Below are 14,415 nucleotides of genomic sequence, written 5' to 3'. Positions count from 1 at the left end.
CTTAATGAATTTGATGGTGTCATGTTGATGGTCAATACTCCCTCTCAGCCGATTAGCCGGCAGTAGGAAAGACAGACAGAGGAAGACATCGCATGAGCCAAAATAGAACACTTACCACCGCCAGTGGCGCTCCTGTCGCCGACAACCAGAATTCCCGCTCCGCCGGCCCTCGTGGCCCGCTGCTGCTCGACGACTTTCACCTGATCGAGAAGCTTGCCCACTTCAACCGTGAAAACATTCCTGAGCGCCGTGTGCACGCCAAAGGTTCGGGTGCTTACGGTACGTTCAGCGTAACTCGGGACATCACCGAGTACACAAGCGCCAAACTGTTTGAGTCTGTCGGCAAGCAAACCCCAACCTTCCTGCGGTTTTCCACCGTGGGTGGTGAGCGTGGTTCGGCCGACACCGAGCGCGATCCACGTGGTTTTGCTCTGAAGTTCTACACCGAAGAAGGCAACTGGGACATCGTCGGCAACAACACGCCAGTGTTCTTCATCCGCGATCCTTTGAAATTCCCGGACTTTATTCACACCCAGAAACGTCTTCCACAAAGCAATCTGAAAAGCGCACAAATGATGTGGGACTTCTGGTCGCACTCACCTGAGGCGTTGCATCAGGTCACTATTCTGTTCTCGGACCGCGGCATCCCCGATGGCTACCGTCACATGCACGGCTTCGGCAGCCACACCTACAGCCTGATCAACGCCAATGGCGAACGTCACTGGGTGAAATGGCACTACAAGACCAAGCAAGGGATCAAAAACCTGGCGCCAGCAGAAGCGGCGCGCCTGGCTGGTACCGATCCAGATTACGCACAGCGTGATCTGTTCGGCGCGATCGAGCGCGGTGATTTTCCGAAATGGCGCGTGTGCATCCAGATCATGAGTGAGGCTCAGGCCGCAGCGCACTACGAGAACCCGTTCGACGTGACCAAGGCCTGGTCGCAGAAAGAGTTTCCGCTGATCGAAGTGGGCGAATTGGAGCTTAACCGCAACCCGCAGAACTATTTTGCTGAAGTCGAGCAAGCCGCTTTCGGTCCGAGCAATATGGTCCCTGGTGTCGGTTTGTCGCCTGACCGCATGCTGCAAGGGCGAGTGTTCGCTTACGCCGATGCTCACCGCTACCGTATTGGCACTAACCACCAGCAATTGCCGGTGAACGCGCCTCGCAGTCCGGTGAACAGCTATCAGCGCGACGGTTCGATGGCGTTTGGCAGCAATGGCGGTGCGACACCTAACTACGAGCCGAACAGCTACATTGACTCGCCGAAACAAGCGCCTCGCTATGCAGAACCAGCGCTGGCGCTGAGTGGTGCAGCTGATCGTCACGATCATCGCGAAGATACTGACTACTACAGCCACGCGGGTGCACTGTTCCGTCTGATGAGCGATGCGCAGAAAACGCTGCTGATCAACAACATTGCCGGCGCGATGGCAGGGGTTTCCAGCGACGTGATTGATCGTCAATTACAGCATTTCTTCAGGGCCGACCCGGCGTACGGAGAAGCGATCGCAACGGCGTTGGGCGTACAGCTTAACGAAGTCTAAACGAGAAGCAGAACCGCCCTCATTTTGGCGGTTTTTGCGTTATTTAAACCAATTTTCTCAGGATATCTTCGCTTTTATCGCGCAAGCAGAGTGACCAAACAGTCTGCTTGGTTCAAACTACAGACTTTCAAGCAGGGAGATGTAGGGCGATGCAAGGCCACCCAGACGTAATCGATTACCTCAACACGTTGCTGACCGGCGAACTGGCGGCTCGTGATCAATATTTCATCCATTCGCGGATGTACGAGGACTGGGGTTTTACCGAGCTCTACGAACGTATCAACCACGAAATGGACGAAGAGGCGCAGCACGCTGACGCCCTGATGCGCCGGATTCTAATGCTCGAAGGCACTCCGCGCATGCGTCCGGACGACCTGGACGTCGGCACCACAGTGCCTGACATGCTCGCCGCGGACCTGCGTCTGGAATACAAAGTCCGCGCCGCACTCTGCAAGGGCATCGAGCTCTGCGAGCTGCACAAGGACTACGTCAGCCGCGAGATGCTGCGTATTCAGCTGAACGACACCGAAGAGGATCACACCTACTGGCTCGAGAAGCAGTTGGGTCTGATCAAGTTGATCGGTCTGGAGAATTACCTGCAATCGCAGTTCTGATTCCGCCGGCTACAAAAAAGCCCCTGTCACCGATGAAGTGACAGGGGCTTTTTCGTGGGCCTGATTCAGGCTTTGTCGCGAGCCAGTAGCGGCTTGAGGTAGAAGCCCGTGTGAGATTGCTTCATCTCGGACACTTCTTCCGGCGTACCGACTGCAATGATCTGGCCGCCCTTGGAACCGCCTTCCGGCCCCAAGTCCACCAGCCAGTCGGCCGTCTTGATCACATCCAGATTGTGCTCGATCACCACCACGGTGTTGCCGTGGTCGCGCAATCGATGCAGTACGTCGAGCAGCTGCTGAATATCCGCGAAGTGCAGGCCAGTTGTCGGCTCATCGAGGATATACAGCGTCTTGCCGGTGTCGCGCTTGGACAGTTCGCGGGACAGCTTGACCCGTTGGGCTTCACCACCCGACAGCGTGGTCGCTGACTGCCCGAGCTTGATGTACGACAGGCCGACATCCATCAGCGTCTGAAGCTTGCGCGCCAAGGCCGGAACCGCGTCGAAGAACACCCGCGCTTCCTCGATCGTCATCTCGAGGGTTTCGTGGATGCTCTTGCCCTTGTACTTGATCTCCAGAGTCTCGCGGTTGTAGCGCTTGCTCTTGCAGACGTCGCACGGAACATAGATGTCCGGCAGGAAGTGCATTTCCACCTTGATCAAGCCATCGCCCTGACACGCTTCGCAACGTCCGCCCTTCACGTTGAAGGAGAATCGTCCAGGACCATAACCGCGGGAGCGGGACTCCGGCACACCGGCGAACAGTTCGCGAATCGGTGTAAACAATCCGGTGTAGGTCGCCGGGTTGGAGCGTGGCGTTCGACCGATCGGGCTCTGATCGATGTCGACAACCTTATCCAGATGCTCCAGGCCTTTGATGCTGTCGTGGGCAGCCGCTTCGAGTGTCGTCGCTCCGTTCAACGCCGTAGCGCTAAGCGGGAACAGGGTGTTGTTGATCAGCGTCGACTTGCCCGAGCCGGACACGCCGGTCACGCAGGTCAGCAGGCCGATCGGAATGTCCAGATCGACATCGCGCAAGTTGTTGCCGCGTGCACCCTTGAGGGACAGCGACAACTTCTTGTTGCGCGGTGTGCGTTTGGCCGGAACGGCAATCTTCACCCGACCCGACAGGTATTTGCCGGTCAACGAATCAGGATGAGCCATGACTTCGGCCGGCGTACCTTCGGCAACGATATGCCCACCGTGTACACCCGCACCCGGGCCGATATCCACCACGTAGTCAGCCAGGCGAATCGCATCTTCGTCGTGCTCGACCACAATCACCGTATTACCGATGTCCCGCAGGTGCTTGAGCGTACCGAGCAGCCGATCGTTGTCCCGTTGGTGCAAGCCAATCGACGGCTCGTCGAGGATGTACAGAACCCCTACCAGGCCCGCGCCGATCTGACTGGCCAGACGAATCCGCTGAGCTTCACCGCCAGACAATGTGTCCGCACTGCGATCGAGCGACAGATAATCGAGGCCAACGTTGACCAGGAACTGCAGTCGCTCGCGAATTTCCTTGAGAATCTTGTCAGCAATTTCGCCACGGCGGCCGGTGAGTTTCAGCACGCCGAAATATTCACAGGCATCGCCAATCGGCAGATTGGTCACCGCCGGCAGCGTCTTCTCGCCAACCCACACATGCCGCGCCTCACGACGCAGGCGAGTACCGCGGCAATCCGGGCAAGGCTGGGTGCTGAGGAACTTGGCCAGCTCTTCACGCACCGAGGCGGACTCGGTTTCACGGTAGCGACGTTCCAGATTCGGCACGATGCCTTCGAACGGGTGCGAACGTTTGACGATGTCGCCACGGTCGTTCAGGTATTTGAAGTCGACGTTCTGCGAACCGCTGCCGTGCAAGATGAATTTCTGCTGATCGGCCGGCAGTTCGTTGAACGGCACCTCCAGACTGAACTTGTAGTGCGAGGCCAGCGACCCGAGCATCTGGAAGTAATAGACGTTGCGCCGGTCCCAGCCACGAATCGCGCCCTCGGCCAGCGTCAGTTCGCCATTGACCAATCGCTTGATGTCGAAGAACTGCTTCACCCCCAGGCCATCGCACGTCGGGCAAGCGCCGGCAGGGTTGTTGAAGGAGAACAGCTTGGGTTCCAGTTCGCTGATGGCATGACCGCAGATCGGGCAGGCGAAGCGCGAGGAGAAGATGATTTCTTCGCCGGGCTCGTCGTCCATCGGCGCAACCAGGGCGATGCCGTCCGCGAGCTTTAAAGCGGTCTCGAACGACTCGGCCAGGCGCTGCTGTAGGTCGGCGCGCACCTTGAAACGGTCGACCACCACATCGATCGAGTGCTTCTTCTGCTTATCCAGCTTCGGCAATTCGTCCAGCTCGCAGAGCCGGCCGTTGACCCGGGCCCGCACAAAGCCTTGGGCGCGCAGTTCTTCGAAAACCGAAAGGTGTTCGCCTTTACGCTCGCGGATCACCGGCGCTAACAGCATAAGCTTGCTGCCCTCCGGTTGGGCGAGGACCAGGTCGACCATCTGGCTGACGGTCTGGGCTTCCAGCGGAATGTCGTGATCCGGGCAGCGCGGAATACCCACGCGAGCGTAAAGCAGGCGCAGATAATCGTAGATTTCGGTGATGGTGCCGACCGTCGAACGCGGGTTGTGCGAGGTCGATTTCTGCTCGATGGAAATGGCTGGCGACAAACCTTCGATGGTGTCGACGTCAGGTTTTTCCATCATCGACAAAAATTGCCGAGCGTAGGCCGACAGCGATTCGACGTAGCGGCGCTGGCCTTCGGCGTACAGCGTGTCGAATGCCAGAGATGATTTTCCGGAGCCGGACAGGCCGGTGATGACGATCAGTTTGTCCCTGGGCAGGGTCAGGTCGATGTTCTTCAGGTTGTGGGTTCGGGCCCCACGAATCAGGATCTTGTCCAAAGTGGCCTCGCTCGGCGGGCGTCGAAAACGTAGGAGTATACGGCCAAATACTGGATGGATGCACACTATCGAATGAGCGGGTTGCAGCCTTACATGAAGAGTCTGTCAGCAGAGCGCGTCAAAGCGTCGCGATATACCCTGTCAATCGATGGGACTGGTAGAATCGCCGCCGGTTCACATGAGGTTTTTCCATGCACGATCCCCACAGCGAACGCATGAGTGGCAGTGAGACCCGAGCAGCAAGCGGTCTGGCCCTGGTGTTCGCCTTCCGTATGCTTGGCATGTTCATGGTGTTGCCGGTTCTGGCGACCTATGGGATGGATCTGGCAGGCGCGACCCCGGCCCTCATCGGGCTGGCGATTGGCGCTTACGGCCTGACCCAGGCGATCTTCCAGATTCCTTTCGGCTTTATTTCCGACCGTATCGGCCGTCGCCCGGTGATTTACCTGGGGCTGGTCGTCTTCGCCCTCGGTAGCGTACTGGCGGCTAATGCCGACTCGATCTGGGGCGTGATCGCCGGACGAATCCTGCAAGGCGCCGGGGCGATTTCTGCGGCGGTGATGGCGTTGCTGTCAGACCTGACCCGCGAACAGCATCGGACCAAAGCCATGGCCATGATCGGCATGACGATCGGTCTGTCGTTCGCTGTCGCGATGGTTGTAGGACCGTTGCTGACCCGCGCCTTTGGCCTGTCCGGGTTGTTCCTCGCCACGGGTGGCATGGCGCTGTTCGGCATCGTGATCGTGATGTTCATGGTGCCGCGCTCAACCGGGCCGTTGCAGCACCGCGAGTCCGGCGTTGCGCGCCAGGCACTGATACCGACGCTCAAGCATCCAGACTTGCTGCGTCTGGACCTGGGCATTTTTGTGTTACACGCGATGTTGATGTCGAGCTTCGTTGCGTTGCCTTTGGCGCTGGTCGAAAAAGCCGGGCTGCCTAAAGAGCAGCACTGGTGGGTCTACCTGACCGCGCTGCTGATTTCCTTCTTCGCCATGATCCCGTTCATCATCTACGGCGAGAAGAAACGCAAAATGAAACGAGTTTTACTCGGCGCCGTCGCGACGCTGATGCTCACTGAGCTATTCTTCTGGCAGTTCGGCGATAGCTTGCGGGCTCTGGTGATCGGGACGGTGGTGTTCTTTACCGCGTTCAACTTGCTGGAAGCTTCGTTGCCATCGCTGATCAGCAAGGTTTCACCGGCGGGCGGCAAGGGCACGGCGATGGGGGTTTATTCCACCAGCCAGTTCCTCGGTTCTGCACTGGGCGGCATCCTCGGCGGCTGGTTGTTCCAGCATGGCGGTCTGTCGGTTGTGTTCCTTGGATGCGCCGGTCTGGCTGCCCTCTGGCTGGCCTTTGCTGTTACCATGCGCGAACCTCCCTACGTGACGAGCCTGCGCTTGCCGTTGTCGCCTGAGGCGATCCGCGAAGCGGGTCTGGTCGAGCGCCTGAAGGCCGTCGTAGGGGTAACAGATGCAGTGATCGTCGAAGATGAAGCGGCGATTTACATCAAATTGGACACAGAACTATTGGATCGCACCACCCTTGAGCGCCTGGTGAACAACCCGGCCGGGGCAGCGTGCGTAGCCTAGGAGAACGTTATGGCCCGTGGGGTTAACAAAGTCATATTGGTCGGCACTTGCGGCCAGGATCCCGAAGTTCGCTACTTGCCTAACGGTAACGCCGTGACCAACCTGAGTCTGGCGACCAGCGAACAGTGGACTGACAAGCAAACCGGTCAGAAGGTCGAGAAGACCGAATGGCACCGTGTGTCGATGTTCGGCAAAGTTGCCGAGATCGCCGGCGAGTACCTGCGTAAAGGTTCGCAGGTCTACATCGAAGGCAAGCTGCAGACCCGCGAGTGGGAAAAAGACGGTATCAAGCGTTACACCACTGAAATCGTGGTCGACATGCAAGGCACCATGCAACTGCTGGGCGGCCGTCCACAGCAGGGCGACCAACAAGGCGGGGGCAATAACTACCAGCAGTCCGCCCCGGCTCCACGCCAGCAGGCTCCGCGTCCACAGCAGTCATCGGCACCGCAACAGTCGCGTCCGGCTCCGGCTCCACAGCAGGCTGCTCCGCAACCGGCTCCGGATTTCGACAGCTTTGATGACGATATCCCGTTCTAAAAAGCAGCTATCCAGTCAGTAACAAAAAAGCGAAGCCATCTGGCTTCGCTTTTTTGTTGGCGCTATTAACTGGATAACGCGGTCACATTGGCCCGTGCCGAGTGCAGTTTCTTGTAGCTGTCGATCAACCGCAGGTGCTTGTCGAGCCCCTCCAGTTTCAAGCTGGTCGGCGTCAAGCCATGGAAACGCACGCTGCCGTCCACCGATCCGATCGCTGCATCCGTGCGCTCGTTGCCAAACATCCGGCGGAAATTGGCCTCGTAGTCTTCCAGTTCCAGGTCTTCGTCCAGCTTCATCTCCAGCACCACATTGACGGCCTGGTAGAACAAACCACGCTCAACCGTGTTGTCGTTGTACTGCAGGAACATTTCTACCGCCTCTTTCGCCTCTTCATATTGCTGCAAGGCGAGATAAATCAGCAGCTTCAACTCAAGAATCGTCAGCTGACCCCACGCCGTATTGTCGTCAAATTCGATGCCGATCAGGCTGGTGATGTCGGTGTAGTCGTCCAGCTCACTTTCCACCAGGCGCTCAACCAGCGCTTGCAGTTCGTTGTCGTCCAGGCGATGCAGGTTCAGGATATCGGCGCGGAAGAAAAGCGCTTTGTTGGTGTTATCCCAGATCAGGTCGTCCACGGGATAGATTTCCGAATAGTCCGGCACCAGGATGCGGCATGCCGTCGCGCCGATATGCTCGTAGACCGCCATGTACACTTCCTTGCCCATGCCTTCGAGAATGCCGAACAAGGTCGCGGCTTCTTCGGCATTCGAGTTTTCACCCTGGCCGGAGAAGTCCCACTCCACGAATTCGTAATCGGACTTGGAGCTGAAGAAGCGCCACGACACCACGCCGCTGGAATCGATGAAGTGCTCGACGAAGTTATTCGGCTCGGTCACCGCATGGCCTTCAAACGTCGGCTGGGGCAGGTCGTTGAGGCCTTCGAAGCTGCGGCCCTGCAACAATTCGGTCAGGCTGCGTTCCAGCGCCACTTCCAGGCTCGGGTGCGCGCCGAACGAGGCGAACACACCGCCGGTACGCGGGTTCATCAATGTGACGCACATCACCGGGAACTCACCGCCCAGGGACGCATCCTTCACCAATACGGGGAACCCTTGCTCTTCCAGCGCCTGAATCCCGGCCAGTATCCCGGGGTACTTCGCCAGCACATCGGCGGGCACATCCGGCAGTGCAAATTCACCTTCGATGATTTCGCGTTTTACCGCACGCTCGAAGATCTCCGACAGGCATTGCACCTGGGCTTCGGCCAGTGTGTTACCGGCACTCATGCCGTTGCTCAGGAACAGGTTTTCAATCAGGTTGGACGGGAAGTACACCACCTCGCCGTCCGACTGGCGCACGTACGGCAACGAGCAGATGCCGCGCTCTTCATTGCCCGAGTTGGTATCGATCAGATGGGAACCGCGTAGCTCGCCGTCGCGGTTGTAAATCTTCAGGCAGTACGCGTCGAGGATTTCGGCCGGCAGTTCATCTTTACGGCCAGGCTTGAACCAGCGTTCGTCCGGGTAATGCACAAACGGCGCGTTGGCGATCTCTTCGCCCCAGAACTGATCGTTGTAGAAGAAGTTGCAGTTGAGTCGCTCGATAAACTCGCCCAACGCCGACGCCAGCGCGCCTTCCTTGGTTGCGCCCTTGCCGTTGGTAAAACACATCGGCGAGTGCGCATCGCGGATATGCAGCGACCACACATTGGGAACGATATTGCGCCACGAGGCGATTTCAATCTTCATGCCCAGGTCCGCTAGAATGGCCGACATATTGGCGATGGTCTGCTCCAGCGGCAGATCCTTGCCCGCAATATACGTGCTCGCCTCTGAGGTAGAAGCAGGCATCAGCAACGCTTGGGCATCGGCGTCGAGGTTTTCCACCTCTTCGATCACAAACTCAGGCCCGGCCTGGACCACTTTTTTCACGGTACACCGGTCGATGGAACGCAGGATGCCCTGGCGGTCCTTGTCGGAAATATCCGCCGGCAACTCGACCTGGATCTTGAAAATCTGGTTGTAGCGGTTTTCCGGGTCAACAATGTTGTTCTGCGACAGGCGGATGTTTTCGGTGGGAATACTGCGAGTGTCGCAGTACAGCTTCACGAAATAAGCCGCGCACAACGCCGACGAAGCCAGGAAGTAGTCGAACGGACCCGGTGCCGAGCCATCGCCCTTGTAGCGGATAGGTTGATCGGCCACCACCGTGAAGTCGTCGAACTTGGCTTCAAGTCGAAGGTTGTCGAGAAAGTTGACCTTGATTTCCATGGGGGATTACCAGAATAACGGGCTAGACGATTTGGTCGCCATTATCCGGCATTTCGGCCATAAGTCTTGCGGGCGTCTGTCGATATGTCTACACCGGACCTTTTTAGTGGGCGATGGAGGGTCAGTCGAGTATCAGATGAGGCAAGAACCGGCTCGAATCCTTGGTGATCAAGCTGTTGTCCTCACGCACACCGATCCCCGCCGCTTCATCGCCGATCACCCAGGAGCCAATCAAAGTAAAGCTGTCACCGAACTGCGGAAGCGGCGCGAATTCCTGAAGGATAAACGGCGCATCGGTGTAGGGCCCGTCCTCTTTCACGATCAGACCGTCAGCGGTTTGCAACTCGATGTTGGCACCTTCCCGCGAAAAGAACGGCTTGCGCACCCAGCCTTTCGGCACCGCTTTCCCCGGGTCAGTATCGAGGTGCGCCGCGAGGAGGTTCGGGTGACCTTTGTTGAACTCCCACAACAGCGGCAAGATGCCTTTGTTGGAGATGATGGACTTCCAGGCCGGCTCGAAAAACTGCGTATCACTCTGGGCAATCGCTGCACCAAAGGGCTCGTGGAAGATGAATTCCCAGGCGTGCAGCTTGAACAGGTGAGGAATCCAGCGATCCTCCAGGTCGACGAAACGTCCGTCGCTGGTCAGGCCGATGTCTTCGATGTCGATATGGCGTGACTCGATGCCGACCTTTTCCGCCACCAGCCGCAGGTAATCGGTGGTGCCCTTGTCTTCGACCGAATCTTTCATCGAGGCGAAGTAGAAGGGCTGCTTGAGCTGCAATTGAGCGAAGGCCTGATGCAGTTTGGTGTCGATGCTGTTGAACTGGTCGGCATGCTTGGGCAGCAAACCGCGTTCGATGCATTGTTCCAGCCAGCACCACTGAAACGCCGCAGCCTCATACAGGCTGGTTGGCGTGTCGTAGTTGAGTTCCAGCAACTTGGCGGGTCCGGTGCCGTTGTAGGAAAAGTCCATGCGCCCGTACAGGTGCGGGTGACCTTCGAGCCAGGAGGTGCGAACCATGTCGAAGAATGGCGCGGGAATGCTCAGGCGCTCCAGCAACTCCTCGCTCTGAACCACGCGGGCGACCAGGTCCATGCACATCTCATGGATCGCGGTGGTCGGGTCTTCGAGATCGTTCTCGATCTGCTTGAGCGAGAACTGGTAATACGCGCTCTCATCCCAGTAGGGCTCGTTGTCGATGGTGTGGAACAGAAAGCCGAGACTCTCGGCGGTCTGTTTCCAGTCAGCACGCTCTGCACAATGGATTTTCTTCATGGCCCGGTTTCCTTAACTGCTCGACCCGCCGCCGCCCCAGCCGCTGCGTGCACTGGCCTTGCTGCCGAAGCCGCCACGGGAAGTGGACGAGGCAACGGAGACCGGCTTGCTGGTAGAAGAGCGGACCGAGTCGGCGTAATTGCTGCTGCCGTACCTCGCCTGATTGGACTTGGTAAACGTCGAGCCCTTGGCAATCCGCTGGCTGAGCGTCGAGTTCGAATAGCTGCCACGATCATCGCGATAGCGGTACACCGGCTCGGAGTAGTAGCTGTTGCGGTTGCTGCTCAGCATGTTGCCGATCAGCAGGCCGGTCAGCAGGCTGCTGGTGGAGAAACCCGAGCCGCCACTGTTCGCTTCCGAGGCCGGCAATTGCGCCTTGGCTGCGTCTACCTGGGATTGCGTGACCTGGCCATCGGCGGTCAGTTCGAAACCGCCCAGCTTGGGGATGAACTTGCCAGCGGAGTCCTGCTGGCACCAGTCGGCGACAAAGTCGGCATCGCAATCGGCCTGGTTGTCGTACACCGGCGCAATGCGGCGGTGCTCGGCCATGGCCGTCATGTAGGCGTCCGAACAGACATCCACCGGGAGCTTTTCATCGGCACATTGCTGGACGGACTGGAAGTTGTACTTCTTCTGCACCGCGTAGGTTTTTTCCGTCGGCCCGCAGCCTGATATCGCCATGGCGACCGACGCTGCCAGCGAAAGCTGAACGTACTTGCTTCGTTTCATCGGGAGCTCCGGGCGCAATCAGTTCTGGGAAGGGGTCATGCACGCGGCGTTCAACATGCCGACGCTGATGGCCACGGCTGCCACATAGATGCCGGCCGCGATTTCACCTTTTTTGATGCGCTCGGAAGTGCCTTTGAGCACCAGGCTGGTCACCAGGAACGCCAGCAGTTGTACAAGGGCGGCGATCACCGCCCAGACGACGAAGTCGAGGATGCTGATCGAGTAGGCAATCACATTGCTGGCCGGAATGGCGAAACCGATGATGGCGCCGCCCAGGGCGATCGCAGCGGCAACGTTGCCCGAGCGGATCAGTTCGAATTCCTTGTGCGGCGTGATGCGGGTGTAGATGAACTGGAACAGGGCGAACAACACGGCAGCGCCGAGGAGGTACGTGACAAACCCGAACACGGCGGCTTTGTTCAACGAGATGGAGAGTGCTTCTAGCATGGACTTCTTCCTTTTTCAGAACGTGTTCAGGTCGGTTGTGTACAGCGAGATGCCCAGCGACGTGCTCAAACTGATGGTGCCTTCGGCGTCTTCTTCGACGGAAAACAGCAGGAATTCCCGGCGATCGGTCAGGCCGGTTTCGCGAGCGTACAGCATCGAACGGTGCTCGATACTGTAGGACTCGTCCGGATTTTTCAGCTGTTCGCTCAACGCCACCAACTCTGTCTGGCCATTCTCGGTGCCCCATTCACGGGTGTATTCGACGCCGTTATGGGTGTAGGTCGGCAGCCCGATCAGGCTTTGCGGGCCGGCCAACCGGCGCAGCTCCGCTTCACTGCCGATGGTTATGTAACTGAGGTAGTTGAACAGGATCACCGACTCGACTTGTCCGGCGATCTCGCCGGTGGTGTGCACCTGCAGCCAGTAGTCTTCGTCGTTCATGTAATAACGCGACAGCCAGGTTGACTGCCCGAGATTGATGGTGCCGTTGCTCCAGATCTGCTGGGAGCCCGGGATGGTCACCGTGGTATTTCCGTCGAGCAACAGTTTCAGGGTGGTGTCGAACATCACGCCTTTGCCCAATCCCAGGCCCAATGGGCCAGTGGCCGGTGGCGGGGTTTCGCTGGTGGTCCATTTCGATTCTGTCGTCGCGTTCGGGGCCTCAAGCCCCATCAACTGTTTAAACCATCCCATTGGAGATTTCCTTGAGGCGAGTGGAGGCGATGTAGAAGAGTTCGCCGCCCTCAACGCGGGTGGCGCTGGGCGGGTTGATCGACGGTTGTGTGGCACCTTTGGTGCGATAGCCAATGAGGGTGGCGTTGTGGTGTTCTTTCATCCGCGACGCCAGCACGGTGGCCAGGGTCAGGTAAGCGCTGATCAGGTGTACGCCCAATGCAATGACCAGGCCTGCCCAGCCGAATCGGTGGAAGAGGGAGGAAGAGGGAGGAAGCGTACAGGCGCAATAAAAGGAAAATCGACATTTCGTCCCTGACTCCGTGGGTACTTGTTCCTGGCGACTTCATCGCCTCGGCGTCTGAATGCGCAAGTGCGTTCAATCGGCGGCATTTAACCTGCTGCGCGGTGCCGAGAAAAGTACCTTGGCTGCAATAAATCCGGCGAGCGCACCAAACAGATGGCCTTCGAAGGAAACGCCCTGGCGAGGCAGGAAGCCAAAAATCAGACCGCCGTAGAGCAGGGCCACGACGCCGGCCGTTATCAGGTTGCCCCAGCTCCTGTGGAACCAGGCGCGGGACAGGAGGTACGCCCATAACCCGAATACCCAGCCGCTGGCGCCGATGTGTACGCCTGTAAAACCGAACAGCCAGACCAGCGAGCCGCCCAGCAGAATAATGATCGCACTGACGGCAATGAACCGGTTGAGCCCTTCGACAATGACCAGGGTGCCCAGGATCAAGAAGGCAACCAGGTTCGCGCTCAGGTGTGCAAAGGACGCGTGCAGGAAAGGCGAGGTGATGATGCCGAGCAGTCCGTGCACGGTTCTCGGGATCAGCCCGAAGGACATGAGGCTGTAGCCGGTCGCTACATTGAACAGTTGCAGTGCGACCATGAAAAGGGTCAGGCCTGCGATTGTCTTGAAACCTTTCAGGGCATCCATCCTTGACCTCGACAGTTGAATGTCCGTCAGTTGAGCGCATTCCATGTGGGAGCGAGCTTGCTCGCGATGGCGATTTATCAGTCAGCATTAATGTCGACTGGCAGATCGCAATCGCGAGCAAGCTCGCTCCACAGGTTAAGCGCCAGGCATCAGCGCCCGGGTCGATTATTCGGCCGATTTTTGTTTCAGGCGTTCCAGAATCGCGTTGGCGCTTCCCGAGTCCGGTGTGATGCCGGCTTCGCGCAGTTTGCGTTCCAGGTCAGAGCCCGTCGACGCATCGGCCAATTGGTCCTGAGCTTCCAGTTCAGCCGCGCGTTGCTGCTGCTTGGCCTGCAGGCGGTTCAGCGTACCGACGGCGGTTTCCAGCTTGCCATTGGCGCCGCCACTGGCGATGGACGCGCTGACCTGGGCTTTCTGTACGCTTTCGCGCGCCTTGGCCATGTCCACTTGCTGGCGCAGGCTTTTGATACGGTTTTCGGCCTTGGTGATGTCTTTGCGCATATTGTCCGCATAACCGCCAAACTCGGTGGCCTGCTTTTGCTCGACGTCCAGCTCATTGGTCAGGGTCGAAATGGCTTCGGCCACTTCCATGGCCAGGTCTTCGCGGTTGGCCTGGATTGCGGCCAGGGCCTTGGATTCGAGGTCCTTGATCTTGGCGTTGTACTCGCTGACGCGGTCAGCCGAGAGTTTGTGCTTGGCCATGATGGTGACCAGCTCACGCTTGGCGTTGGCCAGGGCGCTGTCAGCATCGCGAATTTCCTGGTCGAGGATGCGCAGGGCCTGTTGGTCGACGATCGATTCGCCGACTTCATTGGCACCGCCACGCAGCGCGGTGAACAATTTGCTCCAGATGGACTGAGTCATTGGATATTTCCTGTTCTCGAG

General features: G+C 58.4%; 12 protein-coding genes and 1 pseudogene. 4 read left to right on the top strand and 9 right to left on the bottom strand.

Translation table 11 applies throughout. The annotated features are described in order from the left end of the window. Positions 1–92 precede the first annotated feature (92 nt). Positions 93–1,547 (top strand): catalase, encoded by a 1,455-nt coding sequence (locus E3W21_RS30015; RefSeq protein WP_134423353.1) that lies wholly within the window; start codon positions 93–95, stop codon positions 1,545–1,547. 149 nt (positions 1,548–1,696) lie between these two features. After that, positions 1,697–2,161 (top strand): bacterioferritin, encoded by a 465-nt coding sequence (gene bfr / locus E3W21_RS30010; protein WP_129440766.1) that lies wholly within the window; start codon positions 1,697–1,699, stop codon positions 2,159–2,161. Between the two features lie 65 nt (positions 2,162–2,226). Here the strand turns inward: bfr and uvrA are convergent, their stop codons facing one another. Beyond that, positions 2,227–5,061 (bottom strand): excinuclease ABC subunit UvrA, encoded by a 2,835-nt coding sequence (gene uvrA / locus E3W21_RS30005; RefSeq protein WP_134423351.1) that lies wholly within the window; start codon positions 5,059–5,061, stop codon positions 2,227–2,229. Between the two features lie 191 nt (positions 5,062–5,252). On the opposite strand from uvrA, the gene E3W21_RS30000 reads away from it, so the two are divergent. Together E3W21_RS30000 and E3W21_RS29995 are read left to right on the top strand one after the other, a co-directional pair. Next, a complete protein-coding gene (locus E3W21_RS30000; protein WP_129440770.1) occupies positions 5,253–6,650 on the top strand; it encodes an MFS transporter in 1,398 nt (465 codons plus the stop codon). A gap of 9 nt (positions 6,651–6,659) precedes the next feature. Beyond that, a complete protein-coding gene (locus E3W21_RS29995) occupies positions 6,660–7,190 on the top strand; it encodes a single-stranded DNA-binding protein (protein WP_134423349.1) in 531 nt (176 codons plus the stop codon). Positions 7,191–7,255: 65 nt separating this feature from the next. Here E3W21_RS29995 and E3W21_RS29990 read toward each other — a convergent pair whose 3' ends face one another. The 8 genes and pseudogenes from E3W21_RS29990 to E3W21_RS29955 form a co-directional block, all read right to left on the bottom strand. Continuing rightward, positions 7,256–9,460 (bottom strand): OsmC domain/YcaO domain-containing protein, encoded by a 2,205-nt coding sequence (locus E3W21_RS29990; RefSeq protein WP_134423347.1) that lies wholly within the window; start codon positions 9,458–9,460, stop codon positions 7,256–7,258. A 121-nt stretch (positions 9,461–9,581) separates the two neighbouring features. Beyond that, positions 9,582–10,739, bottom strand: coding sequence for a glutathionylspermidine synthase family protein (locus E3W21_RS29985; RefSeq protein ID WP_134423345.1), 1,158 nt, complete (start codon positions 10,737–10,739; stop codon positions 9,582–9,584). A gap of 12 nt (positions 10,740–10,751) precedes the next feature. Then, complete coding sequence (locus tag E3W21_RS29980) at positions 10,752–11,468, bottom strand: DUF1190 domain-containing protein (RefSeq protein ID WP_134423343.1); 717 nt, start codon at positions 11,466–11,468, stop codon at positions 10,752–10,754. An 18-nt stretch (positions 11,469–11,486) separates the two neighbouring features. After that, a complete protein-coding gene (locus E3W21_RS29975) occupies positions 11,487–11,915 on the bottom strand; it encodes a DUF350 domain-containing protein (RefSeq protein WP_123365591.1) in 429 nt (142 codons plus the stop codon). A 15-nt stretch (positions 11,916–11,930) separates the two neighbouring features. After that, complete coding sequence (locus E3W21_RS29970) at positions 11,931–12,608, bottom strand: DUF2491 family protein (RefSeq protein WP_134423341.1); 678 nt, start codon at positions 12,606–12,608, stop codon at positions 11,931–11,933. Next, positions 12,595–12,762, bottom strand: a pseudogene (locus tag E3W21_RS29965) (potassium channel protein); the annotation flags it as partial. The pseudogene E3W21_RS29965 and the gene E3W21_RS29970, both read right to left, overlap by 14 nt. 204 nt (positions 12,763–12,966) lie before the next feature. After that, positions 12,967–13,530 (bottom strand): rhomboid family intramembrane serine protease, encoded by a 564-nt coding sequence (locus E3W21_RS29960; RefSeq protein WP_134423339.1) that lies wholly within the window; start codon positions 13,528–13,530, stop codon positions 12,967–12,969. Between the two features lie 165 nt (positions 13,531–13,695). After that, positions 13,696–14,394, bottom strand: a complete 699-nt coding sequence (locus E3W21_RS29955) for a PspA/IM30 family protein (protein ID WP_134423337.1) — start codon at positions 14,392–14,394, stop codon at positions 13,696–13,698. Positions 14,395–14,415: the final 21 nt, after the last annotated feature.

It is taken from the genome of Pseudomonas sp. F01002 (assembly GCF_004402115.1).
Taxonomy (GTDB): Bacteria; Pseudomonadota; Gammaproteobacteria; order Pseudomonadales; family Pseudomonadaceae; genus Aquipseudomonas; species Aquipseudomonas frigoris.
Note: the sequence above shows the minus strand (reverse complement) of the source record. Positions and strands in the feature narration are given on the sequence as shown.

Excerpts from the sequence above, each read along its gene's own strand:
- E3W21_RS30015 (WP_134423353.1), top strand. The coding sequence starts at position 93 with ATGAGCCAAAATAGAACACTTACCACCGCCAGTGGCGCTCCTGTCGCC.
- bfr (WP_129440766.1), top strand. The coding sequence starts at position 1,697 with ATGCAAGGCCACCCAGACGTAATCGATTACCTCAACACGTTGCTGACC.
- E3W21_RS30000 (WP_129440770.1), top strand. The coding sequence starts at position 5,253 with ATGCACGATCCCCACAGCGAACGCATGAGTGGCAGTGAGACCCGAGCA.
- E3W21_RS29995 (WP_134423349.1), top strand. The coding sequence starts at position 6,660 with ATGGCCCGTGGGGTTAACAAAGTCATATTGGTCGGCACTTGCGGCCAG.
- E3W21_RS29990 (WP_134423347.1), bottom strand. The coding sequence starts at position 9,460 with ATGGAAATCAAGGTCAACTTTCTCGACAACCTTCGACTTGAAGCCAAG.
- E3W21_RS29985 (WP_134423345.1), bottom strand. The coding sequence starts at position 10,739 with ATGAAGAAAATCCATTGTGCAGAGCGTGCTGACTGGAAACAGACCGCC.
- E3W21_RS29980 (WP_134423343.1), bottom strand. The coding sequence starts at position 11,468 with ATGAAACGAAGCAAGTACGTTCAGCTTTCGCTGGCAGCGTCGGTCGCC.
- E3W21_RS29975 (WP_123365591.1), bottom strand. The coding sequence starts at position 11,915 with ATGCTAGAAGCACTCTCCATCTCGTTGAACAAAGCCGCCGTGTTCGGG.
- E3W21_RS29970 (WP_134423341.1), bottom strand. The coding sequence starts at position 12,608 with ATGGGATGGTTTAAACAGTTGATGGGGCTTGAGGCCCCGAACGCGACG.
- E3W21_RS29960 (WP_134423339.1), bottom strand. The coding sequence starts at position 13,530 with ATGGATGCCCTGAAAGGTTTCAAGACAATCGCAGGCCTGACCCTTTTC.
- E3W21_RS29955 (WP_134423337.1), bottom strand. The coding sequence starts at position 14,394 with ATGACTCAGTCCATCTGGAGCAAATTGTTCACCGCGCTGCGTGGCGGT.